20 protein-coding genes are annotated in these 26,020 nt (G+C 43.4%); 4 read left to right on the top strand and 16 right to left on the bottom strand.

Annotation, left to right across the window (positions count from 1 at the left end; genetic code table 11):
* Positions 1-22: 22 nt before the first annotated feature.
* The 7 genes from Q4486_RS03730 to Q4486_RS03700 form a co-directional block, all read right to left on the bottom strand.
* Positions 23-874 carry a WYL domain-containing protein gene (locus Q4486_RS03730; RefSeq protein ID WP_303415263.1) on the bottom strand — a complete coding sequence of 284 codons (852 nt, stop codon included), beginning with the start codon at positions 872-874 and terminating at the stop codon, positions 23-25.
* 247 nt (positions 875-1,121) lie between these two features.
* On the bottom strand, positions 1,122-2,303 hold the full coding sequence (gene prpF, locus Q4486_RS03725) for a 2-methylaconitate cis-trans isomerase PrpF (RefSeq protein WP_303415265.1): 1,182 nt from the start codon (positions 2,301-2,303) through the stop codon (positions 1,122-1,124).
* A 270-nt stretch (positions 2,304-2,573) separates the two neighbouring features.
* Complete coding sequence (gene acnD / locus Q4486_RS03720; protein ID WP_303518351.1) at positions 2,574-5,177, bottom strand: Fe/S-dependent 2-methylisocitrate dehydratase AcnD; 2,604 nt, start codon at positions 5,175-5,177, stop codon at positions 2,574-2,576.
* 129 nt (positions 5,178-5,306) lie between these two features.
* Entirely contained in the window at positions 5,307-6,434 is a 1,128-nt protein-coding gene (prpC, locus tag Q4486_RS03715; RefSeq protein ID WP_303518349.1) for a 2-methylcitrate synthase, read from the bottom strand.
* Positions 6,435-6,515: 81 nt separating this feature from the next.
* Positions 6,516-7,409: a methylisocitrate lyase gene (gene prpB, locus Q4486_RS03710; protein WP_303415270.1), complete on the bottom strand. Its 894-nt coding sequence runs from the start codon at positions 7,407-7,409 to the stop codon at positions 6,516-6,518.
* A 1-nt stretch (position 7,410) separates the two neighbouring features.
* Positions 7,411-8,115 carry a GntR family transcriptional regulator gene (locus Q4486_RS03705; RefSeq protein WP_303518346.1) on the bottom strand — a complete coding sequence of 235 codons (705 nt, stop codon included), beginning with the start codon at positions 8,113-8,115 and terminating at the stop codon, positions 7,411-7,413.
* 142 nt (positions 8,116-8,257) lie between these two features.
* Positions 8,258-9,124, bottom strand: a complete 867-nt coding sequence (locus Q4486_RS03700; protein ID WP_303415273.1) for an alpha/beta fold hydrolase — start codon at positions 9,122-9,124, stop codon at positions 8,258-8,260.
* 208 nt (positions 9,125-9,332) lie between these two features.
* On the opposite strand from Q4486_RS03700, the gene pabB reads away from it, so the two are divergent.
* Positions 9,333-10,679: an aminodeoxychorismate synthase component I gene (pabB, locus tag Q4486_RS03695; protein WP_303518345.1), complete on the top strand. Its 1,347-nt coding sequence runs from the start codon at positions 9,333-9,335 to the stop codon at positions 10,677-10,679.
* 1 nt (position 10,680) lies between these two features.
* Here pabB and Q4486_RS03690 read toward each other — a convergent pair whose 3' ends face one another.
* The 3 genes from Q4486_RS03690 to panD all read right to left on the bottom strand — a co-directional run bounded on the left by Q4486_RS03690 (position 10,681) and on the right by panD (position 13,286).
* The gene (locus Q4486_RS03690; RefSeq protein WP_303518343.1) at positions 10,681-11,865 is read right to left on the bottom strand and encodes an HD-GYP domain-containing protein; all 1,185 of its coding nucleotides are present in this window, start codon (positions 11,863-11,865) and stop codon (positions 10,681-10,683) included.
* Between the two features lie 156 nt (positions 11,866-12,021).
* The gene (thrH, locus tag Q4486_RS03685) at positions 12,022-12,639 is read right to left on the bottom strand and encodes a bifunctional phosphoserine phosphatase/homoserine phosphotransferase ThrH (protein WP_067864060.1); all 618 of its coding nucleotides are present in this window, start codon (positions 12,637-12,639) and stop codon (positions 12,022-12,024) included.
* Positions 12,640-12,851: 212 nt separating this feature from the next.
* Positions 12,852-13,286: an aspartate 1-decarboxylase gene (panD, locus tag Q4486_RS03680; protein WP_067864057.1), complete on the bottom strand. Its 435-nt coding sequence runs from the start codon at positions 13,284-13,286 to the stop codon at positions 12,852-12,854.
* Between the two features lie 449 nt (positions 13,287-13,735).
* Between panD and metH the strand changes: the two genes are divergently transcribed.
* On the top strand, positions 13,736-17,437 hold the full coding sequence (gene metH, locus Q4486_RS03675) for a methionine synthase (RefSeq protein WP_303518340.1): 3,702 nt from the start codon (positions 13,736-13,738) through the stop codon (positions 17,435-17,437).
* A 172-nt stretch (positions 17,438-17,609) separates the two neighbouring features.
* Here metH and Q4486_RS03670 read toward each other — a convergent pair whose 3' ends face one another.
* Positions 17,610-18,905, bottom strand: coding sequence for an APC family permease (locus Q4486_RS03670; protein ID WP_303518337.1), 1,296 nt, complete (start codon positions 18,903-18,905; stop codon positions 17,610-17,612).
* A gap of 33 nt (positions 18,906-18,938) precedes the next feature.
* Positions 18,939-19,256: a quaternary ammonium compound efflux SMR transporter SugE gene (gene sugE / locus Q4486_RS03665; protein WP_303415283.1), complete on the bottom strand. Its 318-nt coding sequence runs from the start codon at positions 19,254-19,256 to the stop codon at positions 18,939-18,941.
* 278 nt (positions 19,257-19,534) lie between these two features.
* On the opposite strand from sugE, the gene Q4486_RS03660 reads away from it, so the two are divergent.
* Positions 19,535-20,317 carry a DUF4197 domain-containing protein gene (locus tag Q4486_RS03660; RefSeq protein ID WP_303415285.1) on the top strand — a complete coding sequence of 261 codons (783 nt, stop codon included), beginning with the start codon at positions 19,535-19,537 and terminating at the stop codon, positions 20,315-20,317.
* A 131-nt stretch (positions 20,318-20,448) separates the two neighbouring features.
* Here the strand turns inward: Q4486_RS03660 and Q4486_RS03655 are convergent, their stop codons facing one another.
* Positions 20,449-20,754 (bottom strand): DUF3622 domain-containing protein, encoded by a 306-nt coding sequence (locus Q4486_RS03655; RefSeq protein ID WP_303518336.1) that lies wholly within the window; start codon positions 20,752-20,754, stop codon positions 20,449-20,451.
* Between the two features lie 230 nt (positions 20,755-20,984).
* Between Q4486_RS03655 and Q4486_RS03650 the strand changes: the two genes are divergently transcribed.
* Positions 20,985-21,404, top strand: coding sequence for a DUF2185 domain-containing protein (locus Q4486_RS03650; protein WP_303415288.1), 420 nt, complete (start codon positions 20,985-20,987; stop codon positions 21,402-21,404).
* Positions 21,405-21,561: 157 nt separating this feature from the next.
* Here Q4486_RS03650 and Q4486_RS03645 read toward each other — a convergent pair whose 3' ends face one another.
* From Q4486_RS03645 to Q4486_RS03635, 3 genes are all read right to left on the bottom strand, one after another.
* Positions 21,562-23,565 carry a methyl-accepting chemotaxis protein gene (locus Q4486_RS03645; protein ID WP_303415290.1) on the bottom strand — a complete coding sequence of 668 codons (2,004 nt, stop codon included), beginning with the start codon at positions 23,563-23,565 and terminating at the stop codon, positions 21,562-21,564.
* 29 nt (positions 23,566-23,594) lie between these two features.
* Positions 23,595-24,545 (bottom strand): tRNA-dihydrouridine synthase, encoded by a 951-nt coding sequence (locus Q4486_RS03640; protein WP_303415292.1) that lies wholly within the window; start codon positions 24,543-24,545, stop codon positions 23,595-23,597.
* Positions 24,546-24,791: 246 nt separating this feature from the next.
* Entirely contained in the window at positions 24,792-26,009 is a 1,218-nt protein-coding gene (locus Q4486_RS03635; protein ID WP_303415293.1) for an O-succinylhomoserine sulfhydrylase, read from the bottom strand.
* Positions 26,010-26,020: the final 11 nt, after the last annotated feature.

Here is a 26,020-nt window from a genome sequence, read left to right as displayed (position 1 = left end):
GGTTAAAAACACATGTCGTTTTTTAAGGCAGGTAATGTGAAATACGCTTGAGACATTCAGGTTCAATAATGATTTGTTGGGCTTCAGGATTTTGATCATAGCGATCAAGCCGTAGGCGCTGAATCAGATACATAACCAATGCAGCACGTACAGGTATAACCCGTTGGCCATTTTCCATTTGGTAATCTAGTTCCAACAATCTACGTTTTTCAGGCGCAAGTCTTGGATCTGGTTGGATGATTAGGTCAATCCATGTATTCCAGCGTTCATCTTGTTCAGCCGTATATAATGCGGGGCCTTCAAATTCGGCTTCGCCATTAAAACGGGAGAGTACGAAATCGCGAAAATCATTACTTTTTCCACAATGCGCACGAACGTGCCAACGGATACCATCAAAGACTAAACAATGGGGTGAGATAATACGGGATTCATATTCAGGACTACTTAGAGACGTATACCCAATATCTATACGTAGCTTGTCGCGAATCGCCCGCATAATTGGTTGAACCAAGGTAGGTGAGATATTTCGCAAAGGTGCTTCTAAATAACAGAAACCTGCATCAAAAATAGACAGGTAGTCCGGATGCCCGCTGCGATAAAGAAGCTGGCTATAATCATCTATATGCCCAGAAGCGTAATAAGGTGAAAATTCATCCGTGGGAACATGCCCTCTAAGAGAAGCGTCATAATGTAGGTTTTCTGGATGCAAGTGCTGGTAAAGGGCAAATAAGTCCGATGCTTTTTGACGACTAACACCTAAAATATTCCGTAGATAGGTTGTATTAACCCTCCCCTCCCATAAGGCAAAGTTTTCAATAATAAGAAAACATTCTCTCTCTTGAAAACTAGTTTCAATATGCTCTTGTGTATCCATACACGTCCTATCTCTATACACCGGTGGAATGGCTGTATAACTTAATGACAATTAAACAATCGCATTTTTACACTAATGCCGATAATACTAAACAAAAAAAAGCCTTATGTTTACACATAAGGCTCAAAGAAGAACTGCAGATTGATCCTGATAGGGAAACCAATCTACGCGGCGTTCTTCAACTCTTAGATCCAGTTAGATCTATAAATCCAAACAATGCCACGTATTATGTGGCATTCTCCAGAGATCAGAAGGAATCACCAGGAATACGTACCCAGCCTTCCATTAATACGCGTGCACTGCGGCTCATGATTGCTTTTGTCGCAGTCCATTCCCCATCCACTAATTTTGCTTCAGCGCCTACTTTTAGGGAGCCTGATGGATGCCCAAAAGTAACGGCGGTACGTTCACCGCCACCCGCTGCTAAGTTAACCAAGGTACCTGGGATCGCGGCGGCAGTACCAATGGCTACAGCCGCAGTGCCCATCATAGCGTGATGTAATTTACCCATAGACAGTGCGCGAACAACAAGATCAATATCATTTTCAGTGAGCTGTTTGCCACTTGAAGAAACGTACGCTTTTGCTGGCGCGCAGAAAGCAACTTTAGGGGTATGTTGACGAGCAGCGGCTTCAGATAGATCGCTAATCAGCCCCATACGCATAGCGCCATATGCACGAATGGTTTCAAACCGCTCAAGTGCTGCTGGATCGCCATTAATCGCTTCTTGCAGCTCTGTTCCTGTATAACCAATCTCTTCGGCATTTAGGAAGATAGTCGGTATACCTGCATTGATCATTGTGGCTTTGAACGTTCCCACGCCAGGCACTTCAAGATCATCAACCAGATTACCTGTTGGGAACATGGAGCCTTCACCATCGGCGGGGTCCATAAATTCAACGGCGACTTCCGCTGCTGGGAAGGTAACACCGTCTAGTTCAAAATCACCGGTTTCTTGTACTTCACCGTTAGTAATTGGTATATGAGCAATAATGGTTTTTTTAATATTAGCCTGCCAAATACGAACAACGCAGGTGCCGTTTTCAGGGATACGGTCGGCATCAACTAACCCACCACTAATGGCAAATGCACCGACGGCAGCGGTTAAGTTACCGCAGTTACCACTCCAATCAACAAAGGCTTTATCTATAGAGACTTGGCCGAACAAGTAATCAACATCATGATCTGGCTGACTACTTTTATCTAAGATAACCGTTTTACTGGTACTTGAAGTCGCACCACCCATACCATCGGTCTGTTTGCCATAAGGATCAGGGCTACCAATTACACGCAATAAGATATTATCACGTGCTTTACCAGGTACTTGTGCTACTTCAGGCAGATCTTGTCGACGGAAGAAAACACCTTTACTTGTGCCGCCACGAATGTAGGTTGCAGGGATTTTAATCTGAGGAACATGCGCTGCCATATTATGTAAACCTGTAAAAACTATGCAAGCGCGTTACCGCACCCGCGATTATGAAAAATATTTAGTAACTATTTTAGTAAGAATCACTTAATAACAATAACTTTCCTACTCTCTGTTGGAGCCTCTACTCTGGCCAGTTATTGTTAGTAAATAATCTTGTATTTTAATCACTGCTATAGTGATCGGCGCAGCGTTTTGATAAATAGGTTAGTTGTTAGAAACCCTACCAACCTATTAACACTGCACCTATCCGGTATTTATGCCGTGAACTTAAGCGCTCTCTTCAAGGAAATCTTGAGCAAAGCGTTGTAGTACACCGCCCGCTTTATACACATGCACTTCTGCAGCTGTATCTAAGCGGCAAGTCACAGGAACCTTAACCGTTTCACCATTGGTGCGATGAATAACCACAGTCAATTCTGCACGGGGTGATAGTTCACCTTCAACATCAAAGGTTTCAGTACCATCGATATTATAAGTATGGCGTGTTTCGCCCTCTTTAAACTGTAGAGGAAGCACACCCATACCCACAAGGTTAGTACGATGAATACGTTCAAAACCTTCAGCCATGATCGCTTCAACACCCGCTAGACGCACACCTTTCGCTGCCCAGTCACGGGAGGACCCCTGACCATAGTCAGCACCGGCAACGATGATCAACGGCTGTTTACGTTCCATGTAGGTTTCAATTGCTTCCCACATGCGGCTCTCTTTACCTTCTGGCTCTATACGAGCAAGAGAACCTTGCTTAACTTCGCCGTTTTCATCTCGGCACATTTCGTTAAGCAGTTTAGGGTTTGCAAATGTCGCGCGTTGTGCCGTTAAGTGATCGCCACGGTGAGTTGCATAAGAGTTGAAATCCTCTTCAGGCAAGCCCATTTTCGCGCAGTATTCGCCTGCAGCACTTGATGCTTGGATCGCATTAGATGGGGATAAGTGATCGGTTGTGATGTTATCACCTAGTACCGCTAATGGACGCATACCTTTCATAGTACGCTCACCAGCAAGAGCGCCTTCCCAGTAAGGAGGACGGCGAATATAGGTAGACATTGGACGCCAATCATATAGTGGGCTTTTTGCTTGCTCACGTGCGCCTAGATCGAACATTGGGATATAAACCTGCTTAAACTGTTCAGGTTTAACGCATTTAGCCACCAATGCATCAATCTCTTCATCACTTGGCCAGATATCTTTTAGGGTAATTGGGTTACCCTCTTTATCTTTTCCTAAAGCATCTTTCTCAATATCGAAACGCACGGTACCCGCAATCGCGTAAGCGACAACTAATGGTGGTGATGCTAAGAAAGCCTGTTTCGCATAAGGATGGATACGCCCATCAAAGTTACGGTTACCTGACAGCACTGCCGTTGCATAAAGATCACGATCAATGATCTCTTGCTGAATTTTTGGATCCAGTGCACCGGACATACCATTACAAGTTGTACATGCGTAAGCCACAATACCAAAACCGAGTTTTTCCATCTCTGAAAGCAAACCGGCTTCTTCTAGATAGAGTTTGGCTACTTTGGATCCTGGAGCAAAGGAAGATTTAACCCAAGGTTTACGCACTAAACCAAGCTCATTGGCTTTTTTAGCTATCAGACCTGCTGCAACTACGTTACGTGGGTTAGAGGTGTTAGTACAAGAGGTGATGGCGGCAATAATCACTGCACCATCCGGCATTAAGCCTTCAGCTTCCTCTTCTAGCGCTTCATCTAAATGCACCGCAATACCACGGGACTCTAAGTCGGAAGTTGGCAAACGACGGTGTGGGTTAGATGGACCAGCCATATTACGACATACAGTGGATAGGTCGAATTCAAGTACACGTTCGTATTCAACGTTTTCTAGATCATCCGCCCATAGGCCAGTTAATTTAGCGTACTTTTCTACAAGTTCAACTTGCTCTGGTTCACGACCAGTAAGTTTTAGGTAATCAATGGTTTGTTCATCAATGTAGAACATACCCGCTGATGCACCAAACTCAGGTGTCATGTTGGAGATCGTTGCACGGTCGCCGATAGTTAACTCTTTTGCGCCGTCGCCGAAGAACTCAAGGTAAGAGGATACAACTTTCTCGTTACGTAGGAATTCAGTTATTGCCAGTACTATATCTGTCGCTGTAATACCTGGCTGACGCTTACCAATCAGTTTTACACCAATAATGTCAGGTAGGCGCATCATAGATGGCAAGCCAAGCATAACGGTTTCAGCTTCAAGGCCGCCTACCCCAATTGCGACAACACCTAGGGCATCAACATGAGGGGTGTGCGAGTCGGTACCGACACAAGTATCAGGAAAAGCTACGCCATCGCGCGCTTGAATAACCGGAGACATCTTCTCCAAGTTAATCTGATGCATGATGCCGTTACCTGCTGGAATAACATCAACGTTTTCAAACGCAGTTTTAGTCCATTCGATAAAGTGGAAACGGTCTTCGTTACGGCGATCTTCTATAGCACGGTTTTTTTCAAAAGCATCAGGATCAAAGCCAGCCGCTTCAACAGCCAAAGAGTGGTCAACGATTAACTGTGTAGGAACAACAGGGTTTACTTTGGAAGGATCCCCCCCTTGCTCAGCAATAGCATCACGCAAACCAGCCAAATCGACGAGTGCGGTTTGGCCTAGAATGTCATGACAGACTACACGTGCTGGATACCAAGGGAAATCCAGATCGCGCTTAAAGCCAATGATCTGCTTCAGTGAGTCGGTAAGTGTTTCTGGTTCACAACGACGCACAAGCTGTTCCGCCAATACACGTGAAGTGTAAGGCAATTTTGCATAAGCACCTGGCTGAATCGCTTCGATCGCTGCACGCGTATCGAAATAATCAAGCTCAGTACCCGGTAAAGGTTTACGATATTCAGTGTTCATTAGGTCTGAACTCCATTAGCTATGGTTCAGAGAGGTAAAGCGTGCATTCAACATAAAGCTCGCTTTCCTTATCTAAAAATTTAAAAAATTTAGGCTGCTTATAAACGTAAAGCAGCCTAATCAGATCAATTAATCACGATCTTCGATAGCAACCCATTCCGCACTTTCAGGGCCAGTATAATCGGCACTTGGGCGGATAATTCGGTTGTTAGCACGCTGTTCCATTGCATGAGCAGTCCAACCTGCTACACGCGAACAAACAAAGATTGGCGTGAATAATTCAGTAGGAATGCCCATAAAGTGGTAAGCAGATGCATGGAAGAAATCAGCATTACAAAATAGCTTTTTCTCGCGCCACATAACCGCTTCAACACGCTCAGATACATCATATAGGTACTCATCACCTACTTGCGCAGAGAGCTTTTTAGACCACTCTTTAATAATCGCATTACGTGGATCTGATTCACGGTAGATCGCGTGGCCAAAGCCCATGATCTTATCTTTACGCGCTAACATGCCCATCACTTCTTCTTCAGCTTCATCCGCTGAACGCCAGTTCTCGATCATCGCCATAGCGGCTTCATTAGCCCCACCATGCAATGGTCCACGTAGAGAACCGATAGCCGCAGTCACACAGCTGTGAATATCAGATAAAGTCGATGCACATACACGTGCAGTAAATGTAGAGGCGTTGAATTCATGCTCTGCATAGAGAATCAATGAAGCGTGCATTACATCAACATGCAAAGGCTCTGGCTTTTTATCATGTAGCGTCCATAGGAACTGCTCGCCGATAGAGTCTGCGTCAGTCTCTACATTGATACGTTTGCCCTTGTGGCTAAAGTTGTACCAGTAGTTGATAATGCCTGGAAACGTCGCCAACATACGGTCGATATGATCGTGCTGCTCAGAAAAATCTTGCTCTGTTTCCAAGTTACCCAACATAGAACAACCGGTACGCATAACATCCATAGGATGTGCACTTGCAGGAATCTGCTCTAACACTACTTTTAGTGCGTCAGGCAACGCCCGCATACCCTTTAATTTTGCTTTGTAGGCATCTAGTTCGGCCTGATTAGGCAACTTGCCGTAAAGCAGCAGATAAGCAACTTCTTCGAACTGTGCATTGTCAGCTAGCTCTTTAATATCGTAGCCACGGTAGGTTAGGCCTGCGCCGCTTTGTCCTACAGTACACAGGGCGGTTTCACCAGCGGATTGTCCTCGCAGACCCGCACCGCTCAGTTTTTTATCTACCATATTGTGCTCCTGTTATATATGGCAGGCTCTAACGGCCTGCTCGTTACTAATTTAAAATAATGATCGGCTTAACTCGCCTACTTATTTGTTTTTACCTTCAGCAAACAAGCCATCTAATTTTTGTTCAAAATCGTGATAGTTCAAGAAATCGTATAGTTCCATGCGAGTTTGCATAGTATCAACAACCGCTTTCTGATCGCCATCACGCAGTAAAGCTTCATAAACATTTAAGGCAGCTTTATTGGCCGCGCGGAATGCAGACAGAGGATAAAGCACCATCGTTGAGCCGGTTTCCGCTAGCTCATCTTTATTGAACAGAGGTGTAGCACCAAACTCGGTAATATTCGCCAATAAGTGTGCGCCATTAATCCCTTTAGAGAACGCTTTGTAATCATCTAAAGTATGTACAGCTTCAGCGAAGATACCATCAGCACCGGCTTCTAAACAGGCTTGTGCACGTTCAACCGCAGCATTAAGGCCTTCCATTTGGAATGCATCTGTACGGGCAATGATAAAGAAGTCGTCATCTGTTTTAGCATCAACCGCTGCTTTAACACGATCGACCATCTCTTCTAAAGATACGATCTCTTTATTTGGACGGTGTCCGCAACGTTTTTGCGCAATCTGATCTTCTAAATGCACGGCAGCAGCGCCGGCTTTAGTCATCTCTTTAATCGTGCGGGCAATATTAAAAGCACCACCCCAACCTGTATCAATATCAACCAATAATGGTGTTTCAACAGCACTGCTGATACGGCGTACATCTTCTAGTACGTCATTCATTGACGTCATACCCAAATCAGGTAGACCGTAGGAGGCATTTGCAACACCACCACCAGATAAGTAAATAGCTTTGTGGCCAACGCGTTCAGCCATCATTGCATGGTAGGCATTTGTTGTACCTACAATCTGTAATGGGCTAGTTTCAGCTAGCGCTTTACGAAAACGTGCACCTGCAGATAGGTGTTTAGACATGTTATTCCCCTCTGGATTCGGTCGCTGCATTCAGTTTATCTTCCACATTTTTGCGGGCTGCTCCAATATGACGACGCATAAGCATTTCTGCCAATTCGGGATCACGTGACTCAATAGCGTCTATGATCTGGCGGTGCTCTTTTAGTGCGCGTTTTGGTCTGGAACTAGAGACACTGAACTGATATCGATACATTCGTACAAGGTGGTAAAGATCTCCGCCGAGAAATTCCAATAGCTTTGCATTCTTGCTGCCATTAACAATTCGGTAGTGAAAATCCAAATCACCCTCTTTTTGAAAATAAGAGCGCCCATCAAGCTGATCGATGCTCTGTTCATGTTCATCAAGCAGATCTCGTAAACTATCAATTTCATCTTGCGGCATATTTTCCGCCGCTAAACGACAAGCCATACCTTCTAGGGCTTCTCTAACTCGATAGATTTCGATTAGCTCTTTTGCCGACAGATTAACAACACGGGCACCTATATGCGGCTTACGTTCAACAAGTCTCAAGGCTTCTAATTTACGCATTGCTTCACGTAATGGGCCCCGACTAATACCGTAAGTCTTAGCTAGCTCAGGCTCGCTAATTTTTTGGCCTGGTGGAATTTCTCCAATCACGATTGCAGTTACAATTTGCTCGCAAACGCTATCAGCCAAAGTGCGTGTTTCAGATTGAAACATCTTGCTAGTTATACTTTCTGTCATAACAACTCACATTATAAATTGTCGACAATCTCGAACTAAAGCCACGATACCTTCGCTAAATAACGCAGTCAACTCGAAAATGCCCAATTATTGTCAACACAATACAAAAGTTTAAGGGTTTTGCCCTCTTACTTAGATATTTCTATTTTCCTATGTAGCGCAGCAATTCATCATTCATTATTCGTGCAATTTGGCGTGGCTTTTGAAATGGCAAGGAATGGTCTGTACCTGTCATCAAAAAATAGTGCCAATTAGGTAAGCGTTCAGCCAACTCCCGTTGGTACTGATGCATTAACTCAACACTATTTCCTCCAATTACACTACTTACATCCCCTTGAGATGCCACCAACTCATCTCTATCAATATGACGGATAGCCGTTGTGACGCAATCAAGCGCATTTGCAAAGCCTTCAGGCCTCATCCCTAAGCGCTGAACAGTCAGTGCCTCAACTTCTGGTGAGATTTTTCTATTCGGCGAGATAGCATCAAGAAAGTTTACAATCCCTTTCTTTATATCTGATGCACCACGCAGGTGTAGCGCGGCTTGCGAAAACTGTTCTCTTAAATCTATAGTTGTTTCCCAACAAGGGCGATCCAATACAGCTGATTCCAGTAAATACTGCTTACCCACTCGATCTGTGTGTTGCTGTTTAAATAGAAGTGCCACTAAACCGCCCATCGAGTAACCACCCAAATCAAAGGTCCACCAGCCTAAATGATCAACCAATGCATTTAGATCACCCACTAAAGCTTGAGCGGTGTAGGGGTGCTCTTTACCATCAGGATAGTGGGTATCGCCCATTCCTCGCTGATCTGGCACTAATACTTCTGACCATTGAGTTAAGAAAGCAATGATAAATTCCCACGTATCAACACCAGCGACGCCTGCGCCATGAAGTAGTACTAAGCGGCGCTTAGTCTCAATATTTGGATTACGATAAAGTCGATAAACAATGTGCTGATCTGGAAGATGAAATTCACGTTGTTCTACCGTAAAAGGATGCTTCATTAACGACTGTCTCTTCTTTAACTTAGAAAATTGTACGCTTTACGCCTACAGCTTTATTGAAACTATTTTAGACTAATCCGCCTTTAGATTAAGCATTTTGTCGACAATCTTTGGTCGCAATCAATTAATCCGACTTTAAATAGACACTGACAATCGGGTTACTTACAATCTACCCTTACTTTTGTAACTTGCTATTTAAGCCGATCCCTTGATTACTCAAAGCGCACTTCCCTATTTGGCCGACAGCCAACCTTACTTTGAAACAATTCGCCACCTTGGCCATGCCGTCTTTCTCGACAGCGGCCGGCCAAAATGTCCTTGGGGACGTTATGACATTATCGCGGCAGCACCCGTAGAGACACTAGAATTAAATGCCGATAATAAAAATGCCTTTGAACAACTAGAACAGCTCTATAGCAAATACAAAACAGATCAAAAAGAGATTGAAAACCTACCCTTTCAAGGCGGGATTATCGGTCATTTTTCTTATGATCTCGGGCGCTCTCTAGAGAAAATACCCACGATTGCCAAGCAATTCTCCTCTCTGCCAGATATGCGTGTTGGCATGTACTTATGGGCGATTGTTACTGATCACAAAGAGCAGACCACGCAACTCGTGGCAGATAGCCGTGTAGAAGCAGAAGTTCTTCAGCAACTAAACACCTTATTAGCAACAAAGAGAGCTGACGTAGTATCAGCACCCGAAACAAATAAGTTTAGGCTAAAGCGCCCTTTTACGGCCAATCTCACCGCCCCTGAATACAAACAAAAGCTAGAAAAAGTAAATGAACTGATCCATGCGGGAGATTGCTACCAAGTTAATTTCGCTCAACGGTTCGACAGCCAATTTACAGGCGACCCTTGGTTGGCCTACAAAGCATTAAGAGAGGTCGCGCCTACGCCCTACTCGGCCTTTATTGATTCAGAGAGTTCACCTATTTTATCACTCTCGCCAGAGCAGTTTCTTGAATCCAAAATGCAGCAGGTCACGACAAAGCCGATTAAAGGTACACGGCCTCGATCGAATAACCCAGAAGAGGATCAACGCTTAAAACAAGCGCTGAGAGATTCAGTTAAAGATCAGGCAGAAAACTTAATGATTGTCGACCTTTTACGCAACGATCTCAGTAAGGTCTGCACGCATAACAGTGTAAAAGTCCCTAAATTATTTACAATTGAAAGCTATGCTAACGTTCACCATAAAGTAAGCACAGTCACCGGTACATTAAGCGAAGAGCACACGCCGATCTCATTATTAGCCCACTGCTTCCCAGGTGGTTCTATCACGGGTGCGCCAAAAATTCGTGCGATGGAAGTTATCGAAGAGCTAGAACCTCACCGCCGAGCAGTTTACTGCGGTTCAATTGGCTATATCAGCTTATGCGGAAGGATGGATACCAGTATTACGATTCGAACCTTGCTGTGTGAAGAAAATCATATTTACTGCTGGGCGGGCGGCGGCATTGTTGCCGACTCTGTTAAAGAGATGGAATATGAAGAGACCTTTGATAAGGTCAATAACTTACTACACTGCTTAGAAGATACGATGCTCTAATTTAGAAACTTTTATCTTCCTTATCCCCGTCCATAAGATCAGAAAGTGAGTGCAGAGTCATCTCAGAAGAGGATGGGAAAGCATCTTCTAATGCCTGAGAAATACGCTCAAACATACCTTCAAGATCTAAAAAGGCATTAACAACGGTTGGGTCAAAATGGCTACCACTGCCTTTAGCTATCGCCTCTCGTACATAACTATGATCCATTGCACTTTTATAAGGTCGACGGGAAATCATCGCATCATAGACATCAGCGACCGCCATCAAGCGAGCAACCAAAGGGATCTCTTTACCTTTTAAGCCTTCAGGATAACCTTGACCATCCCAACGCTCATGGTGGCTCAATGTCACTTGCTGAGCAATAGCTAAAAACCGAATGGTTCGACTGCTGGATTGATGCTCAATCAATTGCTGAGCGGCGTGCATAGCCTCATACCCAAGCCGGGCATGGGTTTTCATAACCTCATACTCTTCGGTCGATAGCTCTCCTGGATTTTTTAGGATTCGATCAGGTATACCCACTTTACCTATATCGTGTAACGCCGATGTTTTATAAAAAAGCTCAATCGTTTCATCATCGAGTTCATCTCGATACTCTGGACTACGGCGTAGATGCTCTGCCAATGCCTTAACATAGTGTTGAGTACGGAGAATATGATTACCCGTTGAATGATCTCTAACCCGTGCAATAGTCGCTAAACATAAGATAGCCGCGTCTTGCACTGTATTAAGATCATTTAAATTAACTTGATTATCAGTAAGGTTTAACGCGCCCTCAACTGTACTTCTAGGTTCAACTAATAAGTTTCGTCTCAGATTTGCAAGGCCTGAATAGGTTTTGCATTTGGAATTAACAACAGACTCAATAAAGGGTGGCGCTAGGTAATCAGTACAACCTAATTTTAAAGCTAATGCCCGAAAGTCATCTTTTAAATCAGTCCAAGCTAAGAACACTGGGATACCTAAACGCTCACATTCAGCGATCGTTTTTTCTACAAGCGTTTTCTCTACACCCTCCGTACCGGAGCTATCAAACTGATCACTACCAATAATAGCCAAATTACAACTAACGGGAAGTGGCTCACTGCTACACCGGCCATAGCTCAGATCATATCCGCTACAAAAACATCCGGACAATTGGTCGGTCAAATCAGCACAAGCGGTCAAAATCAATGCGTTAAGCATGAAGTAAAAAACCTAATCAATTGATATTTATAAAGATAGTGATAGCAAACTGAGAAGCATGCAGTCAAAAACTGCAGCTTAGTATAAAGCAAAAACCCCAGCTAAGATTGATATAAGACAACCTTAAGCTAGGGTTTAGTAAAAAATAACAATAAATTAAAGAGTTAGATTACGATTACTCGCTTTTAGAAACTCTTTTTTCAGATCTTCGTAAGTGTGTACGGCCGGAAACTGAGGGAACTCAGCAATTACGTTATCGGGCGCATGAAATAAAATACCGGACTCAGCTTGCGTAAGCATGGTTGTATCATTATATGAATCACCTGCGGCGATTACTCGATAATTAAGTAATTGCAAAGCACGTACTGATTGACGCTTTGGATCTTTCTGACGCAACGTATAATCAGTAATACGTCCCTCTTCATTCACTTCTAGCTTATGACACAATAATGTTGGGAAACCCAGTTGGCGCATCAATGGCTGAGCAAACTCATAAAAAGTGTCAGACAAGATAATCAACTGGAAACGCTCACGTAGCCAATCAACAAACTCCGCCGCGCCTTCTAGAGGAGATAAGCGACTAATAGTATCCTGAATCTGCGGCAATGTTAGGCCATTCTCATCGAGAATTCTAAGGCGCTGCTGCATCAATTCATCGTAATCAGGGATGTCACGGGTGGTTGCTTTTAACTCTTCAATACCTGTTTCTTCAGCAAAAGCGATCCAGATTTCAGGGATTAGGACCCCTTCAAGGTCAAGACAAGCGAGTTCCACACGCGACTCCTTAAATTAATTGATGTAGGCAACAAAATGATTTAATAAACAATTATCTATGCGCGCCAATTTACCTGCTATCGAGCAGCCTTGCAAGAATGCTATGTCAGCAAAATAGTCAAAATAAATTTCTGAACACATAAACAAAAGCGCCCCTGTTGTTACCAACAGAGGCTGCAAAAAAAAGCCACCCTAGAGGGTGGCTTTAGAAATCAAATATCTTTAGGTTGAACAGGTATTGCCTGTTTAACTCCTGTCAGTACATTACGCTGATGAAGTTCTTCATCAGATGCACCAACACCGCCATCCGCTTTGGCATTTTCAAAGTAACAAAGCGTTGGTTGATGAGCATCAGCTTCTTTTTCGTCCAATTGAACGTATGAAGCGATGATTAGCAAATCACCTTTACTCGCTCTGTGCGCAGCTGCGCCATTAACGGAAATAATTCCGCTATTATCTTCAGCACGAATTGCATACGTAGTGAAGCGTTCGCCATTATTCACATTGTAAATATGAATTAATTCATATTCACGAATGCCTGACTGATCAAGCAATACACCATCGATCGCACATGAACCTTCATAGTGAAGCTCAGCGTGAGTGACCGTTACACGGTGTAGCTTGCACTTTAAGAATGTCTGCAGCATAGACTAAATCCTGCGTTTGCTCATCTTTACCGAGTGACCTCGGTTTCCCCCTTTCGCTACTTATTCACTAAGTGATTAAGTAACACGTAAACGCCACGTAAGCAGATCATTATATCTCAACTACGGGTGTATTTTTAGCAATGACCTTACAGCCATTTATGTTGCGGCGCACATAATACTGGAAAACACTCAAAAAATTAACTAACCAGAGCATTAAATTATGCTTATAAACCGCAAAGTGCGCGCATTCTACCACCATCTACAAAAATTTTAAGGGGTAAGTCCCTATTCTTTAGATCAACAGTGACTAATTGCTAACAGTACACCGAAAAACAGGGGCAAATTGAACGCTACTCATAAAGACATTAACTTTCCTCACCCCCTTTCTTAACTAATTGATTTATAATCGCGTCTTATAATTTTTTAGTCGCTGATTCAGGTACGTTGCTGTGACAGATAAAACGCTTTATGAAACACTTTCCACAAGCCTAAAAAACCGCATCATGATTTTAGATGGTGGTATGGGCACGATGATCCAAGATTATAAATTGGAAGAGAAGGATTATCGTGGCGAGCGCTTTGCTGACTGGCAGGTAGATGTCAAAGGGAATAACGATCTTTTAGTGCTGACCCAGCCAGATATTATTAAAGCGATTCACCGTGAGTACCTACTTGCGGGGGCTGATATCATTGAGACGAATACATTCAATGCCACTCAGATCGCAATGGCTGATTATGAGATGGAATCGATCAGCCGTGAAATAAACGTTGAAGCTGCTCGTTTAGCACGTCTAGCCTGTGACGAAATACTTAAAGAAACACCTAATCGTCCTCGCTATGTAGCCGGTGTACTCGGCCCAACTAACCGTACTTGTTCAATTTCCCCAGATGTAAATGATCCGGCTTTCCGTAATGTCAGCTTTGATGAGCTAGTTGATGCTTATACCGAATCCCTAGCAGGCCTCATCGAAGGCGGATCAGATATTATTCTGATTGAGACTATCTTTGATACCCTCAATGCTAAAGCTTGTATCTATGCAGTAGAAACCTATTTCGAAGAACATGATATACGCCTCCCCGTAATGATTTCGGGTACCATTACCGATGCATCAGGACGCACACTATCGGGTCAAACAACCGAAGCGTTCTGGAACTCTGTTCGCCATGCAAAACCCATTTCTATAGGCCTCAATTGCGCATTGGGACCGAAAGAGCTTCGCCAATACGTGGAAGAACTTTCCCGCATATCTGACACCTTTGTCTCTGCTCACCCTAATGCAGGCCTACCTAATGCTTTCGGTGCTTATGATGAAACACCGGAACAGATGGCTGAAGAGATTGGCGAATGGGCTCGCTCAGGCTTTCTAAATATTATTGGTGGCTGTTGCGGCACTACGCCAGCACACATTAAAGCCATTAGAGAAGCGGTCGAAGTTGAGGCGCCAAGAGTAATTCCTGAACTACCTATAGAGTGTCGTCTATCTGGTCTTGAGCCTATGAACATTGGCGCTGACACCTTGTTTGTAAACGTTGGTGAACGTACCAATGTAACCGGTTCAGCGATGTTTAAACGACTAATTAAAGAGCAAGACTATGAAACAGCTTTAGATGTTGCTCGCCAACAAGTTGAAAACGGTGCTCAAATTATCGATATCAACATGGATGAAGGGATGCTTGATTCCCTTGCTGCCATGGATCGTTTCCTTAAACTGATAGCTTCTGAACCAGATATATCTTGCGTGCCGATTATGATCGACTCCTCAAAATGGGAGGTAATCGAAGCGGGCCTAAAATGCATACAAGGTAAAGGAATTGTAAACTCCATTAGCTTAAAAGAGGGCCATGATAACTTCGTCCACCAAGCACGAAAGCTACGTCGCTACGGTGCTGCCGTTGTAGTCATGGCGTTCGACGAAGATGGTCAAGCCGATACTTTTGAACGTAAAATAAATATCTGTGAACGCTCATACCGCGTATTAATCGATGAAGTCGGCTTCCCGCCAGAAGATATAATCTTCGACCCAAATATTTTTGCGGTTGCGACCGGTATAGATGAACATAACAACTACGCTGTCGATTTTATTCAAGCGACCGGCTGGATTAAAAAGAACCTGCCCCATGCAAAAGTATCGGGCGGCGTTTCCAATGTCTCTTTCTCTTTCCGTGGCAATAACCCTGTACGTGAAGCGATCCACTGTGTATTTCTCTATCACGCCATTCAACAAGGGATGGATATGGGGATCGTTAACGCCGGCCAGTTGGCAATCTACGATGATCTACCTGAAGAACTTCGCCTTGCGGTTGAAGATGTTATTCAAAACAAACGCGATGATTCCACCGAGCGTTTGCTCGATATCGCAGAGAAATATCGTGGCGATGGCGTAGAGGTTGAAGAAAAAACCCAAGAGTGGCGCAACCTACCCGTCAATGAACGTTTAGCCCATGCGTTAGTGAAAGGCATCACTGAATTTATCGAAGAAGATACAGAAGAAGCCCGCCTAAATCATGACCGTCCCTTACATGTTATTGAAGGTCCCCTCATGGATGGCATGAGCATCGTGGGTGACCTATTCGGTGCAGGTAAAATGTTTCTTCCGCAAGTTGTCAAATCAGCGCGCGTAATGAAGAAAGCCGTTGCCTATCTGATGCCGTTTATCGAAGAGGAAAAAACCGGCTCCAGTAAAACAAATGGCAAGGTTGTACTCGCAACGGTTAAAGGTGATGTGCACGATATAGGCAAAAACATTGTTGGCGTGGTTCTACAGTGTAATAACTATGAGATTATCGACTTAGGCGTAATGGTTTCCTCAGAAACAATTCTGCGTACAGCACGTGAAGAAAATGCCGACATTATCGGTCTTTCTGGACTGATCACCCCCTCCCTTGATGAGATGGTGCATGTTGCCAAAGAGATGGAACGCCAAGAGTTCAACATTCCCCTTCTTATTGGCGGTGCTACAACCTCTAAAGCCCATACAGCGGTAAAAATTGATCGCGGGTATAAACGTGACCAAGTGGTGCATGTCACCAATGCTTCACGCGCAGTGAATGTTGTCTCTAATCTATTAAACGAGAAGAAAGCCGCCTACGTAAAAGAGATTCAAGAGGACTATGAAGCAGTACGCCAACGTCATGCCGCCCGTATGACAGACAAACGCCGCGTACCTCTTAACGCAGCACGCGCCAACAAGTTTCAGATTGATTGGGAGAGTTACACCCCACCGGTACCAATCAAACCAGGCATTACTGTTTTTGATGATATATCTTTAACGGAGATCGAACCTTATCTCGATTGGACACCCTTCTTCCACTCGTGGGAACTAGCGGGCCGCTATCCTCGCATTCTAAATGACGAAATCATTGGCGAAGAAGCTACAAAGCTTTTTGCCGATGCCAAAGTTATGCTGAAGAAACTCATCGATGAGAAACTGCTAACGGCCAAAGCTGTTGTTGGCTTGTTTCCGGCAAATACAATTGGTGATGATGATATTGAACTCTATACTGATGACAGCCGTTCTGAAGTACTTATGACTGTTCATAACCTGCGTCAACAAACAGAAAAAATCGCCGGTAAACCCCATATGTGCCTATCCGACTTTGTCGCGCCAAAAGAAAGCGGCAAAGCCGACTATTTAGGTGCCTTTGCAGTTACCGCTGGCCATGGCTGTGATGAACTGGTGGCTATATACGAAGCGGACCATGATGATTACAACTCCATTATGGTTAAAGCACTGGCAGATCGTTTTGCTGAAGCATTAGCCGAGATGATGCATGATAAAGTACGTAAAGAACTTTGGGGCTACGCTGCGGATGAAAATCTTAGCAATGACGACCTAATTGCTGAAAAATATAAAGGGATCCGTCCTGCACCTGGCTACCCTGCCTGCCCAGAACACACTGAAAAAGGCTTACTATGGGAGCTACTAGAGGTTGAAAAAAACACAGGTATGACCATTACTGACTCTTACGCTATGTTGCCTACAGCGGCGGTCAGCGGTTTTTACTACAGCCACCCAGACTCCCAGTATTTCGGTGTAGCAAAAATCGGCGAAGACCAAGTGGAAAGCTATGCAAAACGTAAAGGTATGGAGATGAAAGAAGCTGAACGCTGGTTAGCTCCTAATCTGGGGTACGAACCAGAAGAGGGTTAAACCATTACAGCTAAAAAAAGCCGAACCCTTTAAGGTTCGGCTTTTTTATATCTGACAACAAAAAACTATTCTCATCGTTTACCCCACTGGGCATTGATCTAAATAATAACCGCTGACCTAAAGGTGATCAGATCAATAAGGTTTAATACAATAAAACACACCTAAAACCCTATTAGACAATCCTTGGCTTTATTTCTCTTTTAGCTATTTTTTGCAATGTAACCTCTGTTAGACCCGCCACTAAAACAAAGCCAACAAGAATATACGCAATATGCCCTGAGTTTTGGCTGACATAGACAAACGCAAGAATCATCGCGATTAAACTCAACAGCGTAGCAATAACCACTAAACTCAGCGACGCACCGGTTTCAGCTCGAATCTTTAGATGCCCTATATGAGTCACTGTATGAACAAATAAAATTGAGATTGAGCCTATAGCCGCGATTTCAGATAGATCAAACAGCAGAGACAAAATAATAATTAAAATACCACTAATCACTAACCCTTCTCGGCTATGCCCTATAGGCTTACCAAACTCAGCCGGAAGTTCACCATCTTTCGCTAATTGGTAGGTCACATTAGTCACCGCATATAAATTAGCATTGATTGATGATGCCGTAGCAATTAACGCCGTTATCGCCACTATCGTAAACCCTATCTCACCAAATATAGGTAAGGCGGCCTCCGCCAAGGCAAAATCTTTTGCCGCAATAATTTGATCTGTCGGCAAGTTGCCAAAAACAGCAAAAGCAATCGCAACATACAACAGCATGACTAATAAGATGGCTGTCATCATCGCCTTTGGAAGCGTTTTAGAGGGATCGGGCATATCTTCAGCCGTATTGGTAATTACGCGAAAGCCTTCAAACGCAAAGAAGGTGATAGCAAGACTAAAAAATATATCTTTATTCGGGGGATAGTTATCAGGCGATAGCAAACTCGGATCTAAATAAATAATGCCGGTAATAGATAGCGCAGCCAATACAATAAACTTAGCTCCAACCGTAATCCTTTCCCATACCGCTACATCTTTAGCGCCTTTAAGATTAATTAAGACAAAAAGAACGATAATCCCAACCGTGAAGAATCCCCGCCATAGCTGCTCTGCCTCATTTGTGAGCAGAAACGTCACTGCATAGTTCCCAAAGGCTTTAGCAACGAGACTTAAGGAAACAATGGCCGAAAAATAGAGCATAACCCCCATTGTGCCGGTAAAAAAACCACTCCCGTAGGACTGGGATAAGTATTCTATTATCCCCCCAGACGAGGGATAGCGCGCGCCTAACTTACCTAAGGAGTAACCACTAAATAACGCGATGACTCCCCCCATAATAAAAGAGAGATAAACAGCACTACCCGAAATAGCGCTTGCTTCACCCAGTAAGGCAAAAATACCGGCTCCAACCATTGCACCTATACCCATAGATACAGCAGACCAAAACCCAATTGGTTTTTTTGACGTGTGCATATAATTCCTTAAAACAACGAGCCCAACTCAGTGCTAAGAATGCGCTACCTTCAAACCAAGAATACCTAAGCAAATAAGGCCTAAGCTCACTAACTTAAGCATATTGACGGACTCATCAAACAGGATAATACCAAGTATTGCTGTACCTAGCGCACCAATACCTACCCATACACCATATGCAGTTCCAACGGGTAAGGCCTTCATTGCAAAGCTAAGTAACAATAAACTCGCGAACAATGCCAACACGGTTCCCAGCGATGGCCATAATTTGCTAAAACCTTCAGAATACTTCAGCCCAATTGCCCAACCAATCTCAAGCAACCCAGCTAGAACCAAAAAGAACCAATGCATATAGCCCCCATAATTAAAGGGGCCGTCCCCAGACGCATCGAGAGGTGAGGTCGTCCTCACTTCATTGATAAATAGATAAAGTCACCAGCTTCCACTGGGTGATACTGAGTATTCTACACATTAAATCTCCCTATTCAATTGAACCGGGTAGCGCTACTATCAGCTAAATATATAGCTATGCTCTGTATTAACACTTATTTCTAATTTTAAATCCTATTAAGGCTTCGTTCGTACTTGTCTGATATGCTTAGTGCAATTGCGACATAGGGAAAAGCATAATGAAAAAATCATATCTCATCACTTCAATACTGGCCGCTTCAATTACATCCGCAACTGCTTATGCTGGTTGGGCTGATATGCTCAAAGAAGCAGTTCAAGATGAAGAGGTACAACAGAAAGTTCTAGATACGGCAACGGGTAGTAACACAACAAGTAGCACATCGGGCCAAGCCACAGACCTAAGTACTGAAACCGTAATTAACGGCTTAAAAGAAGCACTTGAGGTCGGTAGCCGACGCGCTATAGAAGAGATCAGCCAGCCGGGTGGTTATCTGGATAATCAAGATATCCGTATACCTTTACCTGACGGCATTAATAAAGTTGCTTCACTACTTAAAAAATACGGTCTAGAAAGCCAAGTAACTGAATTCGAAGAGAGTATGAACCGTGCCGCTGAAAAAGCAGCACCACAAGCAACTGAACTTATTGTTAGCGCTGTAAAAGAGATGAGTTTTGATGATGCTAAAAAGATCTACTCAGGCTCAGATGATGCTGCTACTCAGTACTTTAAAGAGAAAACTAGCGGTAAGCTAAGAGAGCTTTTTCAGCCAACTGTTGAGGAATCCCTTGGTCAAGTCGGCGCAACACGTTACTACAACGACTTAGCTAGTGAAGCGAAAGAGATTCCATTCGTTGGGGATAAGGTAAATGTAGACTTAGATAACTATGTTACCGAAGAAGCCTTAAACGGTTTATTCACAATGTTGGCAGTAGAAGAGAAAAAGATTCGTGAGAATCCTGCAGCACGGACTACAGACCTATTAAAACAACTGTTTCAATAATAGCGATACTTATTAAGTCTCCTCTATATAATTATCACTTATAAAAAAAGCCGAGATGAATATTCATCTCGGCTTTTTTATGTAGTTGTATCGTAGAAAACTAAATCGCAGAAACTAAACTCTAGAAAGCTTTACTCGTCTTCCACACGTGAAGCTTCATAACGGGCCTGTGCTTCTTCATAGCGAGATTGCGCTGCTGCTTCAGCTTCATCACGCTCAACACGGCGCTCAGCTTTGCGTTTATTACGCTCAATCTGCTGTTCCATAAACTGCTTTAGCTCAGCTTCGCCCCAAGCCTTAGCCTCATCTTCAGTCGCAAAACCATCTTGACGTTTTGATACCACTATTCTACGGGCACTTGCCTGTCGCAAAATTTTTACAGACCAGGTTTCACCTTCTGCTACTACCTGATAGTCGTATTTCTTACCCTTGGCCATTCATTTTTCCTGAAGATATAGATGATTCATAACAAGCGCTCCATTCTATCATGCTTCCCCTAAAGTTAAGATAGATTTATTTAGCTTATACAGCAGATGAAGCGCTTAGATATTGCCAAAAAGCTAGCTTAGGCGTTTCTTAGCCTTTCCGCTGCTAGCCTGATTCAGCCTGAAAGTTTAGAATAGGCTCAATTAATATTTTGCTGATTATTTTTAAGTAAAGAGACGCTATGAAATCGCCTGAAGTAGACACACCTATCTCAACCGACTCAGAAACAAATCAAACCAAAAACGGCTTTTTAGCGCTTGTTTCAAAACTGTGCTTTGATGAAACACTGCCTATACGTTTTATGTATAAAACTGTACCTGAGCATCTTAATGATACTGGATGGCGTATGTTTACAGGCTATGAGACCGAAGAGTTTCTTGAAGATGAGCTATCAAACTTAGTACCTATTCCTGTTGTTAAAATGTGCAGTTTAGATCCATCACTGAATGATTTAGTCACTTTCAATGCAGGTACTGTTTGGGAGCGAGCACCAGGTAATGAGAGCTGGGAACGGGTATACGATTATAAGATCCCGTCACCTAAAGTTGATGTAGAAATCACAAACGATATTGATCGCTTTAACGTTGAACTTAATGATTAAATGCCAATTTTAGGCATTTCTTCCAATAGGATTTAGAGTCAAAAAACAGGAAATATTTTGACCCTAGATATAGGGCGAACATAGAAAATATTAATCTCACAGAAATAAAAAAGCCCGCTGCGGATACACAACGGGCTAATCTGATATCAATTAGCGTTTAACGCCGCGAAAAACGCGATAGAGCACGTTCAAGATGCGAGGCAGATGATGACATCTCTTCCGCTAAGCTAGATGTATTTCTAGCGGCACCTTCAGAACTATCAGCCACCTCAGCAATCGCGGCCAGACTATTATGCAGATGGTTAACTAAACCACTCTGCTCTTCAGCAGCTGAGGCGATACCCGCATTCATTAAGTTCATGTCAGTTAATGCATGATTTATTTCATGCAATACATCGCTTGTACGCGTCATTTCGGAAACATTCTCGTTTACTGAATGGCTCGTACGCTCCATCATGGTCACTGCGCGTGTAGTACAATCTTGAAGTTTGCTTAAAGTTTCCCGAATTTCACCTGTGGACTCTTGCGTTCTCTGGGCTAAGGTTCGTACTTCATCCGCCACTACAGCAAAACCACGACCTTGATCTCCAGCACGTGCAGCCTCTATAGCTGCGTTTAATGCCAACAAGTTAGTTTGATCTGCTATAGCGCTAATAACACTAGAAACCGCATGAATATTCTGCACATCTTGGTCTAGCTCACTAATCACTTCACTCGTACTACTTACCTCATTAGACAGCTGAGTGAATGACTGCGTTGTTTTTTGTACTACTGCTAAGCCTTCTGCTGCTACCGCTTCTACACCTTGGGCAGTCGTGGACGCCATATTTGTGTTTTTTGCGATCTCCGCAGCACTCGCTGATAAATCTCCTACGCCATCCGCAATTTGAGAGGTTTCCTCTTTTTGTCGGGCAACCCCATCACGGGTTTGAGACGCTTCGCTTACCAAACGTTTTGAGTTACCAGCAACCAGCTTTGTAGCCCTTTGCGCCTCTTCTACCAATGCTTCAAAGCCATCAGCAACTTTATTCATACCGGCTGATATAGCTCCCATTTCATCCTTACCCTGATAATACAAACGCGCGGATAAATCCCCATTCGCCAGCTTTTCAGAGACACTTTTAAACTCATCCATGGTTTGAATAGTTGAACGATAAAAGCCAAGAAAAAGATAAAATGCTAAAAATACAGTAACAATAATGACTGCTAAGATTAAATTACGACTAAAAATCTGCGTTTCTAAATACGCTTGTTCTTTCTCATATAAAGCAGGCAACATCCCTTTATACAGACCCACAATTTTCTCTATAGCTGCCGTCCCTTCTGAAAATACTTTATTCGAATCAACCGTTAAATTATCGGGTTCTATAACATTCAAATGAACATAGCTAATATAATTCCGAATACCTTCTTCTGCTGCTTTAATATCCTCAGCCATAGATGATAATCCAGGCATATCTAATCCAATGCGCAAAGCTGGATATACCTCATCCAAATGACCAATAACATTATTTAGATAAATAAATGTATCTGGTGTGAAAGACCCCCTTGCTGCAACACCCGCCGCTTTGCCACGCAACTGGCCTGTTTCATCGATAATTAACGGTAAAAACACCGCAACATTATCAATTAAATAAGTATTACTAGCGCTAGGATCCAACTCTAAAGAAAATTCACGCAACAAAATATGATTGAAATCTCGTACTTTGGCAGAGAATTCGTTATGCAATTCAAAGATCTCAGCAGGAGATTGACTGTTAATATTAGCGATCAGGTTCTGCCAATGTTTATCTAAGTCAGCAAGAACTTCTTGCGTCTTCGGACTTATACCTGTTGATCCGGCTTTTAGATTAGACAGCGCCGCATCAACTTTAGCGCGACGATCTAAAACTTTACTTTCTACTGCTGCATTACCATTTAAAAGTGCATTGGTCAGCCCACGATGTTGACCTATATTCACAACTAAAGGTTCGGTCAGCTGAATAATCTCGATGCCACGTAATTCTGATTGAGTTAAGTTAATACTGCGACTCAACTCCTGCCAATACAAAACAACCGTTAATATCAACGGAATCAGAAAAAGGACACTAACAATAGTGAACTTTGCTGGGTATTTCATGCTACCCATCAGCTTTACTGCTGGTCTAATCCAAGATCCCATTTTTTACATCTCCACAATTTTTTGAGCGGTTATTCAAATAAACCATATAAGGCAAGCCTTAGCAAAGAAGGTTCCTTAATTTTTTTAATTTTTTCAAACAAAACTGCTGCTTCAGCATATTCTCTCTGCAAGTGATATAGCCATTGTTTCAAACGACCATGCACATATTTAGCCGCAATATCCTGCTCAACCCGATCTAGATATCTATCCACAATCAGGAGTATTTCTTGCCAATCTAATGCTTTAACATTTTCATCCGCTTGATGATGCTTTATGACTTTTCCTAAGTCTGGTTTAGCGATCAACCCTCGTCCAATCATCACATCATCACAGCCACTAATACTTCTACATTGCTGATAATCCTGCCAATTCCAGACTTCACCATTAGCGGTTACTGGTATGCTAATCTCCTCCTTAATACGTCTTATCCATTCCCAGTGAGCAGGTGGACGATAACCCTCAAGCTTAGTCCGTGCATGCACAGTTAAGCCATCCGCTTTAGCCTCTTCAATCGCCTGTGCATTTTCCATTGCTAAGGATTTATCTTTGTTCCCCAAACGCATTTTAGCCGTCACAGGGGTATCACTAGGGACCGCTATTCGAACAGCTTTAACAATGTCATAAATAAGTTCAGGGGTATCAAGTAAAACAGCCCCGCCTTTACTTTTATTTACTGTTTTAGCTGGGCAGCCAAAATTAAGATCTATACTAGGCGCTCCAAGCTTAGCCGCTTTACGTGCATTACCCGCTAAGACCGAAGGATCACTGCCAAGCAACTGCAAAGCCACAGGCGTCCCAGCGCTTGTTTTACCGCCATTAAGCAGCTCAGGACACAAACGCCTAAAAACCTTTGCCGGCAACACGCGATCACTTACGCGGACAAATTCAGTAACACATTGATCAATGCCACCTATCTGAGTCAGCAGATCTCTCATTGTGTAATCAACAACGCCTTCCATCGGCGCAAGAATAATTTTCAAAATACAATTACAGGTAAGATCACTGGAAACCACTACATTATAGCTGCTATTAACAAAGGTACTTCAAAGTAAACAAGATAAGATGTTTTAAACTGTAGAATTTATTAGATTAGGCTAAAAAATAGGCGCCCAATCCACTTAAACGAATTATTGAGTAATCCATTCACTGTCAATTTAAAGAAAATATACTTTCATATAACGAAAAACCCGCTCGTAGCGGGCTCTTATGATCGATATTACAACCGGCTAGAGCGCAGCTAAACCCCGTTGCATATCCGCTTTTATGTCATCGATGTCTTCAATACCCACCGACAAACGTATAAGGTTTTGATGAATACCTGCGGCAACACGATCCTCTTCACTCATACGTCCATGGGTTGTGGTAGAGGGATGAGTAATCGTAGTTTTCACATCACCTAAGTTCCCAGTGATCGAAACCATAGTGGTCGCATCAATAAAGCGCCAAGCAGCCTCTTGACCACCTTTAACTTCAAATGAAAGCACGCCACCGAAACCTGATTGCTGTTTTTTGGCTAGCTCATGCTGAGGGTGGCTCTCTAATCCAGAGTAAAATACACGTTCAACACCCGTCTGCTCTTCGAGCCAGTTAGCGATCTCAAGAGCATTACGGCAATGGGCATCCATACGAATTTTCAATGTTTCTAAGCCTTTTAGAAAGACCCAAGCATTGAAGGGGCTCATACAAGCACCGCCAGTACGGATAAAGCCAAACACCTCTTCCATCTCTTTTTGTGCACCAACAACTACACCACCCACACAACGCCCTTGTCCATCAAGGTACTTAGTCGCTGAATGAATAATGATGTCAGCCCCCTGTTTTAGCGGTTGCTGAAGGACAGGTGTACAGAAGCAGTTATCCACAACCAGCAAAACATCATGCTGGTGAGCAATCTTTGCCACGGCTGAAATATCGGTTAGTTCGGCCAGTGGGTTTGAGGGCGTTTCCAAAAATAGAATTTTGGTATTCTCTGTAATTGCATCTTCCCAACATTGAAGATCCGTTGGATCAACAAATGTAGTGGTTATGCCTGTCCGAGATAGGTATTTCTCAAAAAGAGATACCGTTGACCCAAACACGCTACGGGAGCATACAACATGATCCCCCACTTTCATTAGCGCGAGGCAAGTGCTTAAAATAGCCGCCATACCCGATGAAGTAGCAACTGCACGCTCTCCACCTTCTAAGGCTGCTATTCGCTCTTCAAAAAACTGCACTGTTGGATTAGTGAATCGGGAATAGATATTCCCCTCCTCTTCTCCACCAAAACGTGCAGCGGCCTCACGTGCGCTTGAAAATACAAAACTAGAGGTAGGATAGATAGGATCACTATGTTCCCCTTCGAGGGAACGATGCTGACCTGCGCGCACAGCCAAGGTACCCAAATCATATCCTTCAGGATCAAATTGAATACGCTCTGCGCGTTCATAATCAGAAATAGACATTAATAGCGCCT

This window comes from Neptuniibacter sp. 2_MG-2023 (assembly GCF_030547495.1).
GTDB lineage: Bacteria > Pseudomonadota > Gammaproteobacteria > Pseudomonadales > Balneatricaceae > Neptuniibacter.
Note: the sequence above shows the minus strand (reverse complement) of the source record. Positions and strands in the feature narration are given on the sequence as shown.